The sequence below is a fragment of the Myxosarcina sp. GI1 genome, assembly GCF_000756305.1.
Classification (GTDB): Bacteria; Cyanobacteriota; Cyanobacteriia; order Cyanobacteriales; family Xenococcaceae; genus Myxosarcina.
The window spans coordinates 241,141-261,224 of record NZ_JRFE01000017.1; the positions used below are offsets into that span (position 1 = coordinate 241,141).

24 protein-coding genes are annotated in these 20,084 nt (G+C 40.2%); 15 read left to right on the top strand and 9 right to left on the bottom strand.

All coding sequences use genetic code 11. From position 1 onward, the window contains the following. Positions 1–154 precede the first annotated feature (154 nt). Positions 155–2,086 carry a two-component system sensor histidine kinase NblS gene (gene nblS / locus KV40_RS13920; protein ID WP_081942854.1) on the top strand — a complete coding sequence of 644 codons (1,932 nt, stop codon included), beginning with the start codon at positions 155–157 and terminating at the stop codon, positions 2,084–2,086. A gap of 66 nt (positions 2,087–2,152) precedes the next feature. Here the strand turns inward: nblS and KV40_RS13925 are convergent, their stop codons facing one another. Next, positions 2,153–2,515 carry a hypothetical protein gene (locus tag KV40_RS13925; RefSeq protein WP_036482453.1) on the bottom strand — a complete coding sequence of 121 codons (363 nt, stop codon included), beginning with the start codon at positions 2,513–2,515 and terminating at the stop codon, positions 2,153–2,155. A gap of 13 nt (positions 2,516–2,528) precedes the next feature. After that, positions 2,529–2,852 (bottom strand): TIGR03792 family protein, encoded by a 324-nt coding sequence (locus KV40_RS13930; RefSeq protein WP_036482457.1) that lies wholly within the window; start codon positions 2,850–2,852, stop codon positions 2,529–2,531. 161 nt (positions 2,853–3,013) lie between these two features. Here KV40_RS13930 and KV40_RS13935 point away from each other — a divergent pair, with 161 nt between their 5' ends. Continuing rightward, a complete protein-coding gene (locus KV40_RS13935) occupies positions 3,014–3,343 on the top strand; it encodes a phasin family protein (RefSeq protein WP_256381128.1) in 330 nt (109 codons plus the stop codon). Between the two features lie 327 nt (positions 3,344–3,670). Further along, positions 3,671–4,063, top strand: a complete 393-nt coding sequence (locus tag KV40_RS13940) for an FHA domain-containing protein (RefSeq protein WP_036482463.1) — start codon at positions 3,671–3,673, stop codon at positions 4,061–4,063. Here KV40_RS13940 and KV40_RS13945 read toward each other — a convergent pair. Then, a complete protein-coding gene (locus KV40_RS13945) occupies positions 4,056–4,865 on the bottom strand; it encodes a TlyA family RNA methyltransferase (protein WP_036482664.1) in 810 nt (269 codons plus the stop codon). The genes KV40_RS13940 and KV40_RS13945 overlap by 8 nt on opposite strands. Before the next feature lie 217 nt (positions 4,866–5,082). On the opposite strand from KV40_RS13945, the gene ffh reads away from it, so the two are divergent. The 3 genes from ffh (at position 5,083) to KV40_RS13960 (ending at position 7,235) form a co-directional block, all read left to right on the top strand. After that, positions 5,083–6,537 carry a signal recognition particle protein gene (ffh, locus tag KV40_RS13950; protein WP_036482466.1) on the top strand — a complete coding sequence of 485 codons (1,455 nt, stop codon included), beginning with the start codon at positions 5,083–5,085 and terminating at the stop codon, positions 6,535–6,537. Positions 6,538–6,631: 94 nt separating this feature from the next. Continuing rightward, positions 6,632–6,880 carry a 30S ribosomal protein S16 gene (gene rpsP / locus KV40_RS13955; protein WP_036482469.1) on the top strand — a complete coding sequence of 83 codons (249 nt, stop codon included), beginning with the start codon at positions 6,632–6,634 and terminating at the stop codon, positions 6,878–6,880. Beyond that, the gene (locus KV40_RS13960; RefSeq protein WP_036482472.1) at positions 6,873–7,235 is read left to right on the top strand and encodes a KH domain-containing protein; all 363 of its coding nucleotides are present in this window, start codon (positions 6,873–6,875) and stop codon (positions 7,233–7,235) included. The genes rpsP and KV40_RS13960 overlap by 8 nt, the downstream gene beginning before the upstream one ends. 7 nt (positions 7,236–7,242) lie before the next feature. Here the strand turns inward: KV40_RS13960 and pdxA are convergent, their stop codons facing one another. Beyond that, positions 7,243–8,286: a 4-hydroxythreonine-4-phosphate dehydrogenase PdxA gene (gene pdxA / locus KV40_RS13965; protein WP_036482475.1), complete on the bottom strand. Its 1,044-nt coding sequence runs from the start codon at positions 8,284–8,286 to the stop codon at positions 7,243–7,245. A 136-nt stretch (positions 8,287–8,422) separates the two neighbouring features. Here pdxA and KV40_RS13970 point away from each other — a divergent pair, with 136 nt between their 5' ends. The 3 genes from KV40_RS13970 to fghA all read left to right on the top strand — a co-directional run bounded on the left by KV40_RS13970 (position 8,423) and on the right by fghA (position 10,477). Beyond that, positions 8,423–8,560, top strand: a complete 138-nt coding sequence (locus KV40_RS13970; RefSeq protein WP_036482478.1) for a PetM family cytochrome b6-f complex subunit 7 — start codon at positions 8,423–8,425, stop codon at positions 8,558–8,560. Positions 8,561–8,698: 138 nt separating this feature from the next. Continuing rightward, complete coding sequence (locus KV40_RS13975; RefSeq protein ID WP_036482481.1) at positions 8,699–9,616, top strand: TIGR01777 family oxidoreductase; 918 nt, start codon at positions 8,699–8,701, stop codon at positions 9,614–9,616. Positions 9,617–9,625: 9 nt separating this feature from the next. Beyond that, positions 9,626–10,477 (top strand): S-formylglutathione hydrolase, encoded by an 852-nt coding sequence (fghA, locus tag KV40_RS13980; RefSeq protein WP_036482484.1) that lies wholly within the window; start codon positions 9,626–9,628, stop codon positions 10,475–10,477. A 64-nt stretch (positions 10,478–10,541) separates the two neighbouring features. Here fghA and KV40_RS13985 read toward each other — a convergent pair whose 3' ends face one another. Genes KV40_RS13985 through KV40_RS14000 form a run of 4 tightly spaced genes read right to left on the bottom strand, consistent with a single transcriptional unit; the run spans position 10,542 to position 14,025 of the window. Then, positions 10,542–10,907: a DUF4864 domain-containing protein gene (locus KV40_RS13985; protein WP_036482486.1), complete on the bottom strand. Its 366-nt coding sequence runs from the start codon at positions 10,905–10,907 to the stop codon at positions 10,542–10,544. 21 nt (positions 10,908–10,928) lie between these two features. Then, positions 10,929–11,795, bottom strand: a complete 867-nt coding sequence (locus tag KV40_RS13990; RefSeq protein WP_036482488.1) for a carbohydrate ABC transporter permease — start codon at positions 11,793–11,795, stop codon at positions 10,929–10,931. 29 nt (positions 11,796–11,824) lie between these two features. Then, positions 11,825–12,712, bottom strand: coding sequence for a carbohydrate ABC transporter permease (locus KV40_RS13995; RefSeq protein WP_036482490.1), 888 nt, complete (start codon positions 12,710–12,712; stop codon positions 11,825–11,827). A gap of 2 nt (positions 12,713–12,714) precedes the next feature. Next, the gene (locus tag KV40_RS14000) at positions 12,715–14,025 is read right to left on the bottom strand and encodes an ABC transporter substrate-binding protein (RefSeq protein ID WP_036482492.1); all 1,311 of its coding nucleotides are present in this window, start codon (positions 14,023–14,025) and stop codon (positions 12,715–12,717) included. Between the two features lie 345 nt (positions 14,026–14,370). On the opposite strand from KV40_RS14000, the gene KV40_RS14005 reads away from it, so the two are divergent. The 4 genes from KV40_RS14005 (at position 14,371) to KV40_RS14020 (ending at position 16,497) form a co-directional block, all read left to right on the top strand. Next, on the top strand, positions 14,371–14,712 hold the full coding sequence (locus KV40_RS14005; protein ID WP_172657287.1) for an STAS domain-containing protein: 342 nt from the start codon (positions 14,371–14,373) through the stop codon (positions 14,710–14,712). An 86-nt stretch (positions 14,713–14,798) separates the two neighbouring features. Further along, positions 14,799–15,200: a Mini-ribonuclease 3 gene (locus KV40_RS14010; RefSeq protein WP_371260782.1), complete on the top strand. Its 402-nt coding sequence runs from the start codon at positions 14,799–14,801 to the stop codon at positions 15,198–15,200. A 6-nt stretch (positions 15,201–15,206) separates the two neighbouring features. Continuing rightward, positions 15,207–16,097: a 23S rRNA (guanosine(2251)-2'-O)-methyltransferase RlmB gene (gene rlmB / locus KV40_RS14015; protein ID WP_052055629.1), complete on the top strand. Its 891-nt coding sequence runs from the start codon at positions 15,207–15,209 to the stop codon at positions 16,095–16,097. Between the two features lie 127 nt (positions 16,098–16,224). Continuing rightward, positions 16,225–16,497, top strand: a complete 273-nt coding sequence (locus KV40_RS14020) for a DUF1816 domain-containing protein (RefSeq protein ID WP_036482496.1) — start codon at positions 16,225–16,227, stop codon at positions 16,495–16,497. Between the two features lie 324 nt (positions 16,498–16,821). Here the strand turns inward: KV40_RS14020 and KV40_RS14030 are convergent, their stop codons facing one another. Then, positions 16,822–17,694 carry a sigma-70 family RNA polymerase sigma factor gene (locus KV40_RS14030; protein ID WP_036482502.1) on the bottom strand — a complete coding sequence of 291 codons (873 nt, stop codon included), beginning with the start codon at positions 17,692–17,694 and terminating at the stop codon, positions 16,822–16,824. A gap of 629 nt (positions 17,695–18,323) precedes the next feature. Here KV40_RS14030 and KV40_RS14035 point away from each other — a divergent pair. Together KV40_RS14035 and KV40_RS14040 are read left to right on the top strand one after the other, a co-directional pair. Continuing rightward, a complete protein-coding gene (locus KV40_RS14035; protein ID WP_052055630.1) occupies positions 18,324–19,109 on the top strand; it encodes a DUF1206 domain-containing protein in 786 nt (261 codons plus the stop codon). A 378-nt stretch (positions 19,110–19,487) separates the two neighbouring features. Then, positions 19,488–20,024 carry a phycobiliprotein lyase gene (locus tag KV40_RS14040; RefSeq protein ID WP_036482508.1) on the top strand — a complete coding sequence of 179 codons (537 nt, stop codon included), beginning with the start codon at positions 19,488–19,490 and terminating at the stop codon, positions 20,022–20,024. Positions 20,025–20,084 lie beyond the last annotated feature (60 nt).

Sequence of the window (20,084 nt, forward strand, 5' to 3'; positions counted from 1 at the left end):
TCATCGATTACTTCCGTACTAATTGATAGACTATAATTGCAAGCAACTTAACATTTATTAATTATTTACGCGGAGTATTTTGCTGACTCTTATTACCAAGCTTAAAGAAATTATTGCCCTTTGGTGGTCGGAATTCACTCTCCAGACCAAACTCATGGCAGCAGCTACCTTAGTAGTTTCCTTGGTGATGAGTGGTCTTACTTTCTGGACGGTAAATACAATTCAACAGGATGCCAGAATTCACGACACTCGTTTTGGTAGCGATTTGGGATTGTTGCTGGCGGCTAATGCTACTCCTTTTATTGCTGAAGACGATCTTAGTGGTTTAGCTCGTTTTTCCAGTCGTTTTTTCCTCAGTACTTCCAGCGTACGCTATCTAATTTATGCCGATCGCGATGGTAATATCTTTTTTGGTATTCCCTATTCTCAGGCTGAGGTACAAAATTCTCTGACAATTAAGCGACAAATTCAATTACCAGACGATTATGCTGAAAATAGCGAACTGCCATTTATTCGCCAGCACGATACTCCTAATGGGGAAGTTACTGACGTATTCGTTCCTTTAAGACAAGAAAATAAATACTTGGGAGTTTTAGCTGTCGGCATCAATCCCAATCCTACAATAGTCGCTTCTTCCAACCTGACTAGAGATGTCACAATTTCGGTATTTATTACCATCTGGGCGATGGTAATTTTAGGCAATGTCTTTAATGCTTTGATGATTACCAGACCGATTAAAGAACTACTAGTCGGTGTGAGAAACATTGCCGCCAAAAACTTCAAACAGCGCATCGATTTGCCACTTAGAGGAGAATTAGGCGAATTGATCGCTAGCTTTAACTTCATGGCAGAACGTCTGGAAAAATACGAAGAACAAAATATTGAAGAATTAACTGCCGAAAAAGCCAAATTAGAAACGCTAGTAACTACCATCGCTGACGGTGCGGTTCTCATCGACACCAATATGAAGATTATTTTGGTCAATCCTACTGCTAGAAGGCTCTTTGACTGGAAAGAAAATGCGATCGGTGAAAATATACTCCATCATCTACCCTCAGAACTTACTATCAAACTAACTAAGCCTCTATATCAAATTATTGCTAACAAGAACGAAAGCGAATCGGAGGTTCAGACTCATGAACATAGTTTAACGATTGGTAATAGCGAACATCTAATTCCTCAAGATGAATTTCGCATTACGATCGCGCAACCAGTAGAAAGAACTGTTAGAGTTTTACTCAGACGAGTTGTCGATAGCGAACGGGAAAATATCAAAGGAATTGCCATGACCATTCAAGATATTACCCGCGAAGTAGAACTCAACGAAGCTAAAAGTCAATTTATTAGCAATGTTTCTCATGAATTGAGAACGCCTTTATTTAATATCAAATCTTTTATCGAAACTCTGTTTGAATACGGTGAGGATTTAACCGAAGAACAAAAGCGAGAATTTTTAGCAACGGCAAATCACGAAACCGATCGCCTCAGCCGTTTGGTCAATGATGTTTTAGATCTATCTCGCTTAGAATCTTCAAAAACTTATAAACTTGGTGAAGTAGATCTGACCCAACCAATCGAACAAACTCTTAGAACTTATCAGCTTAATGCCAAAGATAAGGGAATTAGAATCGAACGGGAAATTGCGCCAAATTTACCCACTGTTTTAGGGCATTACGATTTGTTATTACAGGTGTTGACTAACTTGGTTGGCAATAGTCTTAAATTTACTCATGCAGGTGGTAAAGTAACTATTCGGGCATACCCTGTCGAACCCGACACCGTAATTCCCACTCAACCACAACAGGTAAGAGTAGAAGTAATCGATACGGGAATTGGTATTTCTCCCGAGGACAAAGAAGCTATTTTCGAGCGATTTTTTAGAGTTGAAAATCGCGTTCATACTTTAGAAGGAACGGGACTGGGACTTTCTATCGTCCGCAATATTATTGAAAAACACAACAGTCAGGTTCATCTTACAAGCGAGGTTGGAAAAGGAACTACTTTTTGGTTCGATTTACCTATTTACGATAAGTCTCTAGACCATAATCTGGTACGAGCAACGGAAAAACAGGACAGTAAACCATAGTAGCAACTAGTTTGGAAGGCAGGGGAGCAAGGGAGAGTGCAAGTCAGATTTGCAATCGTTACTCGCTTAAGCTGACAGTAAAGTTAGTAAAACACTAAACAGAGCAATTACGGCAACTATTACCAAAGCACGATGGCGAGCGCACCAGTTTTTAAACGATTGCCAACTACTTATAGCTGGAGGCGCGGTTTCTTCAACTATAGGCAAAGAGCGATCGCGAAACAAAGTACAGGTTTTGGCGTTGGGGCGTTGGGGAAAATTACAGGTATCGTCATGATGATAGACGCAGCGATCGCATAAAAACTCGGTTTCTGTAGCTCGGTGCAGGGGAATCCCTGGATGTCCGAAAGCTTTAAGCCGTTCGTGACAGTGAGGGCATTCTATTGCTTGAGAATCAATAGCGCGATCGCAGCGAGGACAGTGAGCCATAAAACAACCAAAGCTACTTTTCTATGTCTAAACGGGAAAATTTGCGGATTTGAAATTCTTTGCTTTCTATCATTTTATACTTAGTTTTTCCCATAGCCTGGATAAATTCACGTTCCGTAGCTGCCAGAAAATCCATAGGAATAGATTTCCACTGTTGGCGACTTTGCCAGCGAATTACAAAAATAACTTCACTGGCTTTACTCGGATCGAGCCAAACTTCTTTGCCGATAAAACCAGAACGACTTTTTAGTGCTGCCGTCCAAATTGCTTCATCTTGCTGAATAAATTTTTCTCTGGCATCTGATGCTACTCTAAACTTAAGCCATTCAATAACCATATAAATAAAAAATTGATAATAATATTTTTGTATGCTTAACCGTCAGTCACAGTAGGTAGAGAGTTGGTTCTCGAAATTGTTTTAAAAGCCTATGCCTAACAGACGTAGGTATGCTGTGACTATTCTTAGGTCGCAGTAACATAGTAAATAAATTTGAGGAAATTAATATGGAAAATAACGATTGGTTGAAACAGCTATTGATGGTTGGTATTGGTACGACTTCTCTGGTTGCCGAAAAGATTCGTGAAGTTAGCGAAGAATGGGTCAGAGATGGAAAAATTAACTCCGAGCAAGCCAAGTCTATGGTTGACGATTTGATGAGCCAATTTAGATCTGATTCTGGCGATATGCAGCAGCAAGCTGAAAGACAGGTCAAAAATATGTTACAGGATTTAGGCGTTCCTCGACAATCAGAATTAGACGAGTTGAGAGGCAGAATAGATCGCCTCGAACGCCAGATCAGAAATTTGGAAAATAAAAGCTGGCGTTAGCTAACAGTACTCCGTCTTTTCAAAGCGGAGTACTATTTACCTCATTAAATATCGAGCGATCGCACTTGTATTAAGACAGTTCACTAGAGCGGATTTTGGAAAGCACCGTTTTTTATAAAGTGGCGGTTTAATTATAAAACTCTGTTTTGCCGCTCGATCTATGACTCGAACATAGTATAAACAAACTATTATTCTTTAAAGTCTGATTTGCCTCAGACATAACTAACGTACCGACATTCAAAAAGCGATCGGCTAATATGAAATTGTAATTTTTATTTTATTTTGCCAGTTGTTTGTCAATCCTTAACTGACCTATATAACTTATTTGTGATTACTCTAACTTTATTGCATCCCCTTCAAGAAGTACCAGTTCAAAGCTGGACTTTTAAAAATGAATCTACTATTCGGGTCGGACGTGCTTCCGATAATGAAGTTGTACTTTATAGTGCTGTAGTATCGCGCTATCATCTGGAGTTTAAGAAAACCGAACAAAGTTGGGAAGCAATTAATTTAGGAGCAAATGGTACCTATGTTAACGGAAAAAGTATCACTATAGTTTCACTAGTTGACGGCATGACTTTACGTCTGGCAAATTCAGGTCCAAAAATTCTGGTTAAAATTGACTCGGAGTTTTTACGACAAAATGCAGAAGACAGTTTTGCTCGCAAAGCTTTTAAAGAACAAATTTTAAAGCGTTCCAGGGATACTTTAATCAACTAGAAATATTGGCTACTTCGCTAATAATTTTCTCAATTTGTTGGGAATTTATTGGCTGTTCTGGTAGGTGCGTTTTCAACCAGAGTAAATACTCGATATTTCCCGCAGGACCTCGAAGGGGAGAGGGAATTAGCCCTTGGTATTGCCAGCCTAGATCGCGGGCGACTTGCCAAACTCGATAAATTGCCTCGGCTCGATGTTGGGGGTTGCGAATTACGCCATTTTTACCAACCTTGTCTTTTCCCACTTCAAACTGCGGTTTGACTAGCAAAACTACTTCGTGAGGTGAGGCTAAAAAGTTACGTAGGTTGGCTAAAACTTTGGTTAGAGAAATAAAGGATAAATCCATCACTCCCAAATTAGCGCGATCGCAATCGCCATAAAGTTCTTGAGGAGTGAGATAGCGAAAATTAGTCCTTTCTTTAAGAATTACGCGATCGCTCTGCCGTAAACTCCAGGCTACCTGTCCGTAGCCGACATCAACACCGTATACCAGTGCCGCTCCTGCCTGCAACAAACAATCGGTAAACCCGCCAGTAGAAATTCCCCCATCGAGACAAATACGTCCGTTAACGTCGATGTCAAAAGTTTTTAGAGCTTCAGCTAACTTTTCTCCACCGCGAGATACATAAGGTGGTTTTTGCTTGAGGACAATTGCCGCATTGACATCAACCTCAGTACCTGGTTTATCAATCAGGCGATCGTCTACCGTAACTTCTCCCGCTCTGATATAACGTTGTGCTACAGCACGAGAATTGCAGAAGTTAAGGCTTACAAGTAAAGTATCGAGTCTTTGTTTGGTCAATTGAAGATTAGGCACTAGGCACTAGACACTAGGCATTAGGTTTAATAAAGAAAGTATAGATCGGCAAAAAGAACAAAATTTTTTTCATACCGTTCGAGAGTGTTCTACAAAAACGATAACCAAACCCGAAGAATTTGTAAAATAGGATAACTAAACTAAAATCTAATCAATAACAAACAAATAATAATTAGCCAATAATAAATTCAATAACTGCTTTATGTTTGATGCTCTAGCCGATAAATTAGATGATGCGTGGAAAAAACTACGCGGTCAGGACAAAATATCTAAATCTAATATTCAAGACGCGCTTAAGGAAGTACGACGCGCCTTACTATCTGCCGATGTCAACTTGCAGGTAGTTAAAACCTTTATTGCCGAGGTGGAAGAAAAAGCCCTCGGAGAAGGGGTAATTTCTGGTGTCAATCCAGGACAGCAATTTATCAAAATTGTTTACGACGAATTAGTACGAGTAATGGGGGAAAGCAACGTTCCCCTGGCTAAAGCAGAGAAACCGCCTACAGTTATTTTGATGGCAGGTTTGCAGGGTACGGGTAAAACTACCGCTACCGCCAAACTCGCTCTGTATCTACGCAAGCAAAAACGCAGTTGTTTAATGGTTGGTACCGACGTATACCGTCCTGCGGCGATCGATCAGTTGTTGACTTTGGGCAAACAAATTGATGTTCCCGTATTTGAAATGGGAACTGATGCCGATCCCGTAGAAATTGCCCGTCAGGGTGTTGCCCGCGCCCAGGAAATGGAAGTAGATACGGTAATTATCGATACTGCTGGTAGACTGCAAATAGACCCAGAAATGATGGGGGAATTAGCCCGCATTAAAGAAACTGTCAAGCCAGACGATACCTTGCTGGTAGTCGATGCGATGACGGGACAAGAAGCAGCCAATCTTACCCATACCTTCAGCGAAGAAATTGGCATTTCAGGAGCAATTCTAACTAAGTTAGATGGCGATAGTCGCGGTGGTGCGGCACTATCCGTCAGACAGGTATCGGGACAGCCAATTAAGTTTGTCGGGACGGGAGAAAAAGTCGAGGCACTAGAGCCATTTTATCCCGATCGCCTGGCTTCTCGGATTCTTAATATGGGTGATGTCCTTACCCTGGTTGAAAAAGCTCAAGAAGAAATCGATCTCGCCGATGTAGAACAGATGCAGTCCAAAATCATGGAGGCTCAGTTCGACTTTAACGACTTTCTCAAGCAGATGCGCCTGCTCAAAAATATGGGTTCTCTAGGTGGCATTCTCAAGCTAATTCCTGGTATGGGCAAAATTAGCGGTGCAGATTTGGCAAAAGGTGAATCTCAACTCAAACAAACCGAGTCGATGATCAATTCGATGACTAAAGATGAGAGAGCCAATCCAGATTTACTGGCAAAATCTCCTGGTCGTCGCCGCCGTATTGCTAAAGGTTCTGGTTTTTTAGAAAAAGATGTCAGTAAATTGATTAAAGACTTTACTAAGATGCGCTCGATGATGCAGCAAATGGGTAGAGGAGGCATGCCAGGAATGGGAATGCCAGGTATGGGCGGCGGTATGCCAGGAATGGGAATGCCAGGTATGGGCGGCGGTGCGATGCCTGGTTTTCGCCCTCAGCAGGAAACCAGTCCTAAGAAAAAGAAGAAAAAAAAGAAAAAAGGTTTTGGTACGTTGTAGAATAGAAAATTGTCTGAATTAAAATTTCGCAAAATAGATAGATAGTTTACAATCGTTAAGGACTGTATTTCGCTCTTAAAGAACTTAAATATATATGCTCAAACTCCGTTTAAAAAGATTTGGTAAAAAAAGAGAAGTCAGCTACCGTTTGGTAGCGATTGATAGCAGAGATCGCCGCGATGGTCGTCCCATTGAAGAATTGGGCTATTACAATCCTAGAACTGACGAAACTAGACTCAACGTTCCTGCAATTGTCAAACGACTAGAACAGGGCGCACAGCCTAGCGAAACCGTTAAAAGCATTCTTAGAAAAGCCCAAGTTCTCGACAGAGTTAATGCCTAGACAGACCAAAACTAGCCCAGACTATGTAGGGCTGGTTGAATTTTTAATCGAGCCTTTGTTAGACAACCCAGAATCTCTGTATGCCAACAGTGAAGTAGTTAGAGAAAAAATTTGGCTGAGAGTTGCTTTCGATAGCGAAAGCCGAGGCAAAGTGTTCGGTCGCGGTGGACGCAATATTCAAGCAATTAGAACTGTTATAGATACTGCTGCTGCTTTGGCAGGTCATTCGGTTTATTTAGATATTTATGACGGTGAAAAAAGCGATCGCCCGACCCGTCAAGCTTCTAATAATTCTGGCAGAAAAAATAAATCTCGCTCTAGCAAAGAAAAACCTAGAATTGCTAAAAAAGAGTAAGGGTAATTTACAAATTGTCCCTAGTTCTCTGAATGCTTATTTTAGTAGCGAGTTCGATCGCTGCTTTCATACTGCTAGGATCGGCAATTCCGCGACCAGCAATATCAAATGCCGTTCCATGATCGGGTGAAGTCCGAATAAACGGTAGACCGATGGTAGTATTTATGGCGCGATCGAATGCCATTAACTTTACGGGAATCAATCCCTGATCGTGATAGAGGGCGAGATAGGCATCGGCAGCGTTAGCACTCTTGCCGTCATAATTGCCATACCAAGCCTGTCCTGGTTTGACCCACATGGTATCGGGAGGAATTAGACCGAGTAACTCAACTTGAGGATATTTGGTTCGTTCGTCTTTCAGCCAAGTGTTCAACCAATCTCTTTCCTCGGTTCCTAGTTGTCCTGCCTCACCACTGTGGGGATTTAAACCCGCGATCGCAATTTGCGGGCGATCGAAGTCAAAATCCTGTCGCAAACAGTCTATTAACAAACTTAGTTTTTCAGATAGTAAGTCGGGCGTTAGGGTTTGAGATATCTGCGCTAGAGAAATATGTGTGGTAGCCAGAAGCGTAATTAATTGCCAATTAGTGTGAGGCGAGCGCGCTGCAAACAGCATTCCAAACTTATCTACTCCTGCTTTTTGCGCTAAAACTTCTGTCTGTCCTGGATAGTTATAACCTGCGGCTTTCCAGAGAAATTTAGCAATTGGTGCGGTAACGATACCCTGAAATTTTCCTGCTAGAGTTAGAGCGATCGCTCGTTCTAAACAAGCAAAACTAATTTGTCCTGTAGCAGCATTACCCCGTCCAAAGTTCAGGGTTTCATCCCAAGGCAGATCGATAACTGATAGATGTCGGGGGTTGGCTAAATCTCTAGCTTCTAACTGGCTATTTTCCAGTAAATGTTCGTAAGTAGCTTGCAAGAGCGATCGATTACCAACTACTGTAATCTGGCAGTTTTTAGTTAGAGACGAATCTGCAAGGGCTTTTAAAATAACTTCGCCTCCAATTCCTGCTGGATCGCCCAAAGTAACTGCTAAATGTGGAATCATAATTTTAGTGACTAAAATAAGGCGATCGCTACTAACAAAATCTCGTTATAGAGACGATCTAAAGTATTATTAGTAATCGATAAGGTAAGATTAATCCATTAATAAATATTAAAACAAATAACTAGGAGAAATTTGCATGAGTGCTGAAAGTATGTTGTTTAACGGAGCAATTTTAGGAATCGTGCTGACTTTAATCGGCATGAGTTGGGGGTTTTTGCTGCTAAAAATTCAAGGCGGCGAAGAAACCGAGCAGACTGATAATATTAGACCATAATTATCGTATTTAAATGAATTTATAAGAGGCGATCGCTAACACAGCGGTCGCTTTTAGATTAGAAGCGATCTGGCGATCGATAGCGACTGCAACTTAGATAAAATCTTTACGTAGATAACAATTAGCTAATATTTATATATGAAAATAGCAATAACAGGAGCAACAGGACTTGTCGGTACTCGCCTAGTCGAAAAGCTAAATAGCGAAGGACACCAAATTTTAGTTTTTACTCGTAACTCAGACAAAGCTAAACGAATTTTTCCCAGTACGGCTTATCCGAATTTGGAAGTAATCAAATATACGCCAGACACCTCTGGTGAATGGCAAAAAAAAGTTTCAGGCTCCGATGCAGTGGTTAATCTAGCAGGAGAACCCCTGGCAGAACGCTGGACGAAGTCTAAAAAACAGGCAATTATGGACAGCCGCAAACAGGTGACAGAAAAAATAGTTGAAGCGATCGCGCAAGCCAAATCAAAGCCTCAAGTTTTAGTAAGCGGTTCGGCAATTGGCTATTATGGCACTAGTGAAACCGCAACTTTTGAAGAAAGCAGCGATTCTGGTAACGATTTTTTGGCTCGCGTCTGCCAAGAGTGGGAAGCCGCAGCCAAACCAGCCAAAGAGTATGGCGTGCGTTTGGTTATTTTACGCATCGGTATCGTTTTGGCTAACGGTGGCGCATTAGGCAAAATGATCGGACCTTTTAAAATGTTTGCAGGAGGTCCAATTGGTAGTGGCAAACAGTGGTTTTCCTGGATTCATCGCGAAGATCTGGTTAATTTAATCTGTGAAGCGATCGCTAATTCAAACTTAGAAGGAGTCTATAATGCCACTGCACCCAACCCCGTGAGAATGAATCAACTCAGCCACACTTTGGGTAAGGTTATGAATCGCCCTTCCTGGCTACCAGTTCCCGATTTTGTTTTGGAAATGCTGCTCGCAGATGGAGCGCAAGTAGTTTTAGAAGGTCAACAGGTATTGCCCAAAAGAACTCAGGCTGCTGGCTTTGATTACCAATATCCAGAACTACAGCCAGCATTAACCGAAATAGTATCGTAATTCAAAATTATGCCTAACTCTCTCCAGCTAAAATCGGAAAATCTCTGCTTTGGTGGAACCGTTGCCTATTATTCTCATGCTTCTGTAACTTGCAATTGTGAGATGAACTTTGCCGTTTACATACCTCCACAGGCAAAAACTCAACCAGTCCCCATTCTTTACTATCTATCTGGTTTGACTTGTACTGAAGAAAACTTTACCGTTAAAGCAGGAGCGCAAAAATACGCTTCTGCCTACGGTATTATGCTAGTCGCGCCCGATACCAGCCCTCGCAATTTGGGTATACCTGGAGCAGATGATGATTGGGATATTGGTAGTGGTGCTAGTTTTTATGTCGATGCTACCGTTAAACCCTGGCAACAGCACTATCAGATGTATAGCTACGTTACCCAGGAATTACCAGAATTGATTGCCGCAAACTTTAACGTATTGCCAAAAAAACAAAGTATTTTTGGGCATTCGATGGGAGGACACGGAGCTTTAATTTGTGCTTTGAAAAATCCCGATAAATATCTTTCTGCCTCGGCATTTGCCCCCATTGCCGCGCCGATGAACTGTCCCTGGGGAGAAAAAGCCTTTACTACCTATTTAGGTAGCGATCGCGCCACTTGGAAACAATACGACGCAAGCGAACTCGTCCGACAAACACAGCTAGACTATCCCATTCTTATCGATCAGGGAACCGCCGATAATTTCTATCATCAAAAACAATTATTACCAGAAATATTTGAGGAAGCCTGTAAGCAATCTGGTCAAGCTTTAAATTTAAGATTTCAAGAAGGATACGATCATAGCTACTTTACTATTAGCACCTTCATTGAAGACCATATTCGCCATCACGCTAAGGTTTTGTGTAGTTAGCTTTTAAAAATGCGATCGCGCTACTAAATTGTCCTATTTTCTTTCATTTTTTCACCCTCTACCTTCACTCTAAAGATTCGTCGAGAGATACTAACATACAACCATGAATGCGCCAGCTAAGATCGTCGCGCTGTTGCTGCATGATATAAACCGCTTTAACCAGGGTTCCTGCTTCATCCATTAGCATTACTATCTGGGCGGGAAAATCATCAATTGAAGTAAAACCGCGAAACATTACCGATCGCGGGTGATAGACGACATGATAATCTTTTTTTACCATCGCTAAAAAGTTTTCTGCCGTTACAAACTGCTGCTGTATAGCAGGGCTAGCAATAGCAAACGCTCCTTCGGCATCATCTTCTTGAAATGCCTTTAGCTGTCGTTCGATGCAGTTACGGATCTCGCCTTTATCGGGTTCTGAGATATACATTGGCGGTTTGATAATTAGTTACTATCCTTTAACCGCTCCCGCAGTTAAGCCCTGTACGATCTGACGCTGGAAGACCAGTACCAGAATAACCAACGGTAGAGTACCTAAAACCGTTGCTGCTGCGATCGGACCGTAGGGAATCTCAAATAGAGTTGCTCCTCCTAGCTGTGCTGTTGCAACAGGAATAGTTTTTTTAGCTTCCTGGGTAATAAAAGTCAGGGCAAAAATGTACTCATTCCAGGCAAAAATAAAGGTCAAAATACCTGTAGTAGCCAAAGCAGGTAAAGTCATGGGCAAGACAATTTTGACCAACATCCCCAAAGTTTTATAACCGTCAATTTTGGCAGCATCTTCAAGATCCTTGGGTAACTGCTCGAAAAAGCTCCGCATTACCAGAATTGTTAGCGGTAGATTGATTGCCGTATAGGGAATAATCAAAGCTAGATAACTGTTGCCCAAACCAACGGCTTTAACTATTTCTAACAATCCTAAAAAGAGTAGAACATAGGGAAACAGAGAAACGATTAAAACACCAGACAGAATTATATTTCTACCTGGTAGCTTAGTTCTAGCTAGAGCGTAAGCTGCTGGAGAACCAATAACCAGACATAAAATTGTAGAGACTATCGATACCAAAGCACTGTTGAAAATATATAGTAAAAAAGGACGACGAACGAATAATGCTTGATAGTGTTTGAAAGTAATCTTGTCTGGCAAATAAACGTTGGGAATTGCCGAGATATCTTCATTTACTTTGATTGACGTTAAGACTTGCCAGATTATCGGTGCGAGAAAAAAAACTAAGACTGCTAAAATGCTCGACCATAAAACGACTTTACCAAGAGTTAGTTTTGCCTGTCGATCTTTTTGTAACTGTATGGAAGACATAAGTTATTTATCTTTAAAGTTTAGTCTGGCTAAATATAAGAACGAGCCTTAGTTATCAACCAGGAGGTAATAGCTACAGCCAAAATTAACAGCAGAAACGTTACTACTACTAAAGCCGCGCCATAACCAAAATCTAAATAGCGCATTACCGTCGAATAAATATATATTGAAACCGTCTCGGTTGCACCAGCAGGTCCTCCCCCCGTCATCACCTGTACCAAATCGAAAATTCCAAATGCCTGAGCAAATCTAAACAGCAAAGCAATTAATATCTGCGGCATCAATAGAGGCAGAGTTATTTGATAAAAGCTCTGCCAGGGACTAGCTCCATCTAAGGCATGGGCTTCGTACAAGTCTTGAGAAATCGACTGTAATCTTGCTAACAAAATAATACTGATAAACGGGGTAGTTTTCCAAACATCAGCAACAATTAAAGCCACCATTGCTAGAGTCGGATCTCCGAGCCAGTTAATACCCGTGTCAATTAGTCCCAATCTCTGTAAAATATCGTTAATTACACCATACTGATCGTTAAAAATCCACGCCCAAGCCAAACCCATAACCGCTGTAGGTAACGCCCAGGGAATAATAGCAATAGTTCTAACGACTCCCCGTCCAAAAAATGTTCGGTTTAAAACTAAGGCAGTACCCAAACCGAGAATTAACTCCAAGGTAATGCTAAATACCGTAAAAATGGCAGTATTTAGCATACTTTGCCAAAATCTACCGTCACCGATCATTCGTTGGTAATTACTAAAACCAGCAAAAACAGGCTGTAACTGAGTTCCCAGATTTTCGGCATACAAACTCAACCAAAAAGCCCTAGCGATGGGATAAATAAATACCAAACACAGCACGATTAAGGCAGGAATCAACAGCAGCCAACCAGTAATTTTTCCTTGTCGTTCTAGAGTCATAATTACTTTAATAATCTGCGAGTTTCGGCAGCAGCAGCTTTCATTGCCGACTCGGAATTCATTTTACCAGTGAAAGCTGCACTCAAATAACGCTGTAAAATGTCAGAAGCCTGAGAATATTGAGGAATTGGCGGACGTAAAGCTGAATTTTGTACTACCTCTAATAATTGGGGATAATAACTATATTTTGCTACGATTTGCGGATCGGTAAATAAAGCTTTACGACTGGGAACGTATCCTGTTTCCAAAACATACTGGCGTTGACTAGCTTCACTGCTAAAAAATTCAATTACCTTCCAAGCTGCTTCGGGATGTTTGCTATTTTTGGCAATGCCCAATCCCCAACCTCCCAAGCAAGCACCGCTAGTCTTGCCTGACTGATGAATCATAGGTTTAATAGCAAACTTACCTGCAATCTGCGATTCTGAAGCTAGACTGTAAACGTAGGGCCAGTTACGTAAAAATACAGTTTTACCATTTTCAAACAGACGGCGAGTTTCTTCTTCGGCGTAGGTAGTAACCCCAGGAGGAGAAATTCTCTTATCGATGGTAGTGCGTAAAAATTCTACTGCTTCAATTGCTTCCGATCGATCTAATCCAACTTCTGAGGTATCGGGATCGATCCAAAAACCGCCACTACCTTCAAGTATTTCGACAAACATTGCCGACAATCCTTCATACTGCTTGCCCTGCCAGACATAACCCCAATCTGCCAAACCCTGCTGCTGTAAATCTTGAGAAATTTCGATCAAATCGGTAAAGGTTTCTGGTGGCTCATATCCAGCCTGTTGTAAAAAATCGGTGCGGTAGTAGAGCATTCCTCCATCGGAACGAAACGGAACGCGATACAGCTTACCCTGATACATTCCGCCATTGACATCGCCTTCTAAAAACTCATTGAGTTCATCAGCCGATAAACGTCCCGATAAATCTTCTAGCCAGCCAGCAGCAGCAAACTTGGGAGTCCAGATAATATCCATATAGACTAAATCGTATACGGATTCGCCAAGCAAAAATGTAGAAGTGTATAAATCTTCGACTTGATTGCTATCGCTGGGAGCAGCAAAAACTTTAATTTTAATCTGAGGATGCTGCTGCTGAAATTTTTCTACTAGTGGCTGCCACTGTGCGCCTTCATCGGCTCGCATTAGAATACTAACGGTAACTGGCTGTTGGGAAAATGCAGGTACGAGCCAACCAAGCAGTAAGATCGTAGCAATAAATAAAATCGCAAACTGCCAAATTTTAGATTTTACTTGATTTAACTGGCAAAAAAATTTAGAGGATAAAAGATTTGACCAAAATTCAGACATCGATCGCTAAAATAAATATTCCTTAGAAAGAGTTTGGAGTAAGAAATTTCTTTTTTATTTTTGCTTACTTGAGACAATAAATTCATAAGATGTATATTTCTATTAAGCAGTATTTGTTTCAATCTAAAGTTAAGATGGATAACAATTGAGACGAAACTAATTGTTTTTAGCCGACTAATGTACGTTTGCGTCTGGCGACTCATACCGTCTGAGTTTAAAATGATCTATACTTGAGCATTAATGCGATTGAAGTTGCCCTCGTTATCTGAAAGATGGAGTATACTTCAAGATCGAAATCTAGGAAAAGTTGAGGAGGAAATTATTCCAGAACAGCTAAACCTGACTGTGAGCTTGAGAGGCACTCGCGAAGTCAGTAAAAATTATCAAATCTTTCGTCTTACTGGATTGCTCGATGCTTTTTCCGAACCAGCATTTCGTAAGGTAATCGGTAACTGTATAGATGAAGGACCAAAAGACGTGGTCTTGGTTTTGTCTCAAATTGATTTTATTGATAGCTCTGGTTTGGGAGCTTTAGTGCAGCTAGTAAAACAAGCTCAAACTGGAGGAGGTAGCTTGCAAGTTGTCACCAATCCTCGCGTGACTCAGACTGTCAAGTTAGTTCGATTAGAGAAATTTCTCTCTCTACAGCCTTCAGTAGATATCGCACTAGAAAATCTCAAAAAATAACGTCCTGTTTGGGTGTGAATTTACCAGACTCCGATTATCATAAAATGCCATTTGACTCGGTTAGAGCTTGGGCAAACATAAACAACATGGCTAATTTGACAGCCGAAAAGCGATTTGTCCAAATCGAACGGCTGTCACCATTAGCTTTGGCATATATTGGCGATGCCGTTTACGAGTTGTATGTTCGTACCTTCCTGTTAATGCCTCCAAAACGCATGGCAGACTATCATAATTTGGTTATTCGACAGGTAAAAGCCGAAGCTCAGGCAGCTAAATTAGAAATTCTCGAACCATATTTAACCGCTTTAGAAAAGGATATTTTACGTCGCGGAAGAAATGCCTGTCGTGTAAAGCCCAAACGTTTGACATTAAAGGTATATCAACAGGCAACTAGTTTTGAAACTTTAATCGGCTATCTTTATTTAACAGATTTTCAACGCTTGCAAGAATTATTAGCTAAATTAAAATCGATACCGAAAATAAGCTAAATATTAATGAAACGTCACTCACAACGCAAGCAAAGCCATGCTACAGGCTTATCGTCTCAAGGAAATAGCTCCAGACCTCGCCCGCTCCTATCCAATCGAGATTTGGCAGAGAATACAGAATCAGAGGCAAATGTTTCTTTGGCTACTGACTTAGTTTACGGTCGCCATAGCGTTTTGGCTGTTTTAGCAAGCGATCGCGCTATTAGTAAAATTTGGATTACGCATAAGTTACGAACCAGTTCTAAATTTGCGTCTTTATTGTCCGAAGCTAAAGCCAAAGGGGCAATAATAGATGAAGTGGATAATTATCGCCTTAATATTTTAAGTTCTGGAGTCAATCACCAGGGCGTTATCGCCCAAATTGCTCCTTATGCTTATTGGGAATTAGATAAGTTAATTGACAAAGCCAAATTACAAAGCGAGCCGACGATTGTTATTGCCGATGGCATTGAAGATCCCCACAATTTAGGAGCAATTATTCGTACGGCAGAAGCTATGGGAGTAGGAGGATTGATTATTCCTCAAAGAAGAGCGGTAGGAATAACCTCTACTGTAATGAAAGCGGCAGCAGGTGCTACAGAGCATTTACCAATTGCAAGAGTGGTGAATTTGAATCAGGCGATCGCGCAACTAAAAGAAGCTGGCTTTTGGGTTTATGGCACCATAGCAGAAAGTAGTAAATTATTACACACTATTAATTTTAGCGGTGCAGTAGCATTGGTAGTAGGCTCGGAAGGTAAAGGCATCAGTTCTCTAACTCAACGCTATTGCGATGAATTGGCAGCAATTCCTTTAGTGGGTACGACACCTAGCCTTAATGCTTCGGTAGCTACAGCGATCGCACTCTACGAAATATTACGGCAACGACAGAGCGATCCCAAGAAAAACATTATTTAATTTAAAACTAAGTCAATTGGAAGATATAAATAAAAAATAAAGTTGGTAAAAATAAAATAATTTAGATAAAAAAGAATAAACCCTTTATAAAAATTAATTTAATTTAGTAAAAATAGAGGATAACCAAATGAAAGAGATGTTAACAACATTACTAAACAGCATTGGCTTAGCGCATTGGGTAAAAATTATTTCCGACGAGCCACAGTGTACTTATTACTTCGGACCTTTTTTGACTGTGGATGAAGCTCATACCGCTCAAGCAGGTTATATCGAGGATATAACAGGAGAAGGAGCGAGAGTTGTAAAAGTAGAAACTATGCGTTGTAAACCACACACGTTAACCATCTATGATGAGACTCAAGAGATTAAAAATCTCACACTTTCTGCTTATGGTGGTTAAAATTACAGCAGTTTTCGTGCATAGTAAACCAAACAAAATAATATAAGTACGAAGCACTAAATACTAAATAGTTTCACTAACTCCTGTTTCGCTGGTACTTTTTCTAAGCTAAAAGCGAAAGTAAAGTGAAGCACAGAGTTAAGCCGAAGGTTATTTTTGTATGCCAGCTTAGATAAAATTAAAGGTAATAGAAATATTTTCCTATTACCTTCGCCTATAAAGAATATTTTTAGAACACAAAGAGCAAATTTGGTTGCATTAAACTTAAAGTTTGTTAATTTTTTGAGGACTATGCTAAGCTCCAAAACAACCTTCTAAGATAATCTATACTGCTTCTCTAAGATCGAGTGCTTTCTTTCTAAGCAGTTTTAGGGCTTTGTTTTTAATTTGGCGTACTCTTTCTCTACTGATACCACAATGATTGCCTATTTGTTCGTAGGTCATTGGCTTGCCATCACTGAGTCCAAAGCGGAGAGCAATTACGTCTCTCTGTTTGGGAGACAAACTATTTAATAAATTATCAATTCTATCTCTTAGTTCGGTTTCTGCAAGTATATCTGTTGGTAATGGCGAGTCTGAAGATAAAAGTTGTTCTAACTCGGTTTTTTGGTCGTCAATTACAATGTTAAGGCTTCTAGATTTAGTTCTCTTAGCAGCCTGACGAATAGATCTCAACTTCTTAATGTCTAGATCGAGTTTGTCTGCTAATTCTTGCTCTGAAGGCTGTCTGCCAAGATCTTGTGATAGTTGTCGAGTAGCTTTTTTGATTTTATTTAAATCTTGGGTAATATGTATTGGTAGTCTAATCGTACGAGCCTGATTGGCGATCGCTCTGGTCATTGCTTGACGCACCCACCAATAAGCGTAGGTAGAGAATTTATAGCCTTTAGTGGGATCGAATTTTTCAATAGCTCTAATCAATCCAAAGCTACCTTCCTGAATCAAATCTAGAAAAGATAAACCGCGATTTTGGTATTTTTTGGCAATGGATACTACCAATCGCAGATTTGCTTTTGCCATTTTTTGCTTAGCTCTTTGCCCATGCTTGACTATTTTTTTCTCTTCATTGGTCAATTCTTCTTGTTCTAATAAAGGCAACATCGCCTGAACTTGATTGGCTAGTTTTACTTCTTGCGCTGCATCTAATAATGGTGTTCTACCTATTTCTTTTAAATATGCTTCTATGTTAGTTTTCATGAATGATTTGTATGCTCTTGTACCGTTGGTGTTCTCTATAAAAAAATTTATTTACCCTGGTAGTTATTAGAAAATAATGCAATAACCTCTTACTTACCAATTTGGATGATTTGTAGTGATGCTGAATAATTACTGAAATTTAAGCAATAAATTAATATTGCTTCTATGGCTAGCGGCTACTGTACCTTTCATTCAACATCTGCAACATAATATAGTTCTGTAGTTGTCTTGGTTACTTACAATATTAAGTTTTTATACGTATAAAATTCATCGTTCTATGGATAGAAGATGGTTGTTTTCAACAAATTAACGAGGTAAGAGCAATAAAAAAATTAAGGATTGGAAGCTTTACTTAATAAAAGCCACAGTATACCGTTACGGTAAAATTAGCTAGAAAATAGACGTTTTGGGAAAAAGCAAATTGCGACTTGTTTGCAGTAATTTTTTGGCGGTGGCGAACGTTTTTTGAAGATCCTTTGCAAAAGATTTTTGTCGGTTACTCAAATAAATAAACTTAAAGATAGATGTATTAAACTCTAATCAACACTGTATTATATAAAATAACAAATTTTATACATAAAAATATAGTTGTTTAACGGTCTGCAAAGCTTTGACCGATAGAAAATATTATGGAAAAATTAGCTAGATTTGGCTATGTGGCTAAAGGGGTAGTTTATGCCTTAATCGGTGTCTTGGCAGTACTAGCTGCATTTAACGCAGGTGGAGGGCAAACTACTAGCACTTCAGGAGTATTGCACACCATTGCCAGCAAGCCCTTCGGTACAGTTTTATTACTAATAATTGGTATTGGACTTATAGGTTATGTAGTTTGGCGTTTGATCCAGGCAATAAACGATCCCGAACATAAAGGAGACGACGCTAAAGGTATTGCTCGCCGCTTGGGATATGCGATTAGTGGTTTGGCATACGTTGGTGTAGCGGTAAACGCAATTTTACTCGCTCTCGGTTCGGGAGGTGGCAGCAGTGGTGGTAACTCCCAGCAAGATTGGACGGCAAAAGTTTTGCAGCAGCCTTTTGGACAGTGGTTGGTAGGTATAGGAGGTGCCTTAGTTATTGGCATTGGTATTTATCGTCTTTATGAAGCTTATAAGATAAAGTTCCGCAAGCAGCTTAAGATATCTGAAATGGATAATAACAAACAAGATTGGCTGGTAAATATTAGTCGTTTTGGCGTTGCAGCCAGAGGCGTGATTTTTATCATTCTTGGCTTTTTCTTTATTCAAGCAGCAAAACAATCTGATGCCAGCGAAGTTAAGGGACTGGATGGAGTATTGCAAACTATCGCTCAACAGCCTTTCGGTAAGATTCTTTTATGTATTGTGGCTTTGGGTTTAGTAGCTTACGGAGTTTATTTATTCGTTCAAGCAAAATATCGTCGCATTAATATCAATTAGTGATTACGGTAAGTAAGCCGACTCGATCTAAGCTCGACTTTATCCAATCAAACTGTATAAATAGCAAGATCTTTCAAACGGTTGAATAAAGAACGAGGGACTTTTCTAGTGTCAGTAGATTTAGATGAGATGGAAATAACTTGCCCAGAAAAATCGGCGCACCAGAGCTAAGGCATCAGAAAAACTGGGTAACTCTTGTCTAGACTTAAAAAAATCAGTAAAAAACTAAGAATCGAGCCTGAGCCACCTTCCCTATCTTTAGCTATAAAACCAACAAGATTAAATCTGTTATATTAAAAAAGGTAACAATATTACCTTTGTTCTTGACATTAGTGCCAAGAAAGGGTGTATTTAAACGATAAAAGAGGTGAGGTTTTTATGATATCTGGGCAAACAGCTAACGCTACATTACAGTCTTTAGCACTGGATTTTTTTCGTAAGTCTGTAGGTAATTGGAAATCCCAGCGACGTTATTACACCTTGAATAAAGAGACAGAACCTCAAGAAGTTGTAAGCTTTTTGTCCATTTCTTTTATTGAAGCTGGTGCGCCAGAGTTGCTCGAACTTGCCAGACTCCACGAATTAGAAGATACAGAAGCTTTAGTTTGCGGTACTAAAGTGACTTGGGAAAGTAACTACACTAATCAAAATCGCAAACCTAGTAAAGGTTCTACCAGGTTTGGCATTTCAGGAAATATACTCTATCGCGATCGCGGTTTTGCTACTCCAAAACCAATAATTGCCGTTTGTTCTTTTACTAATCCCGAAACCATGTGTCTGCGTACCGAGTACAACGGTTCGGTATTTGAAGAAGAAATCAAATTAATTGGTACCAACTATCGCACCAGACAAACAATTATTTCTCGTGCGGGACAGGAAATTACTATCGGTCAATATTTAGAAAAACGTTACTAAAACTATAGCCCGCTCAAACGCAGGAAGATGTTGGGAGGAAGAAGGAGAAAGGTTAATTTT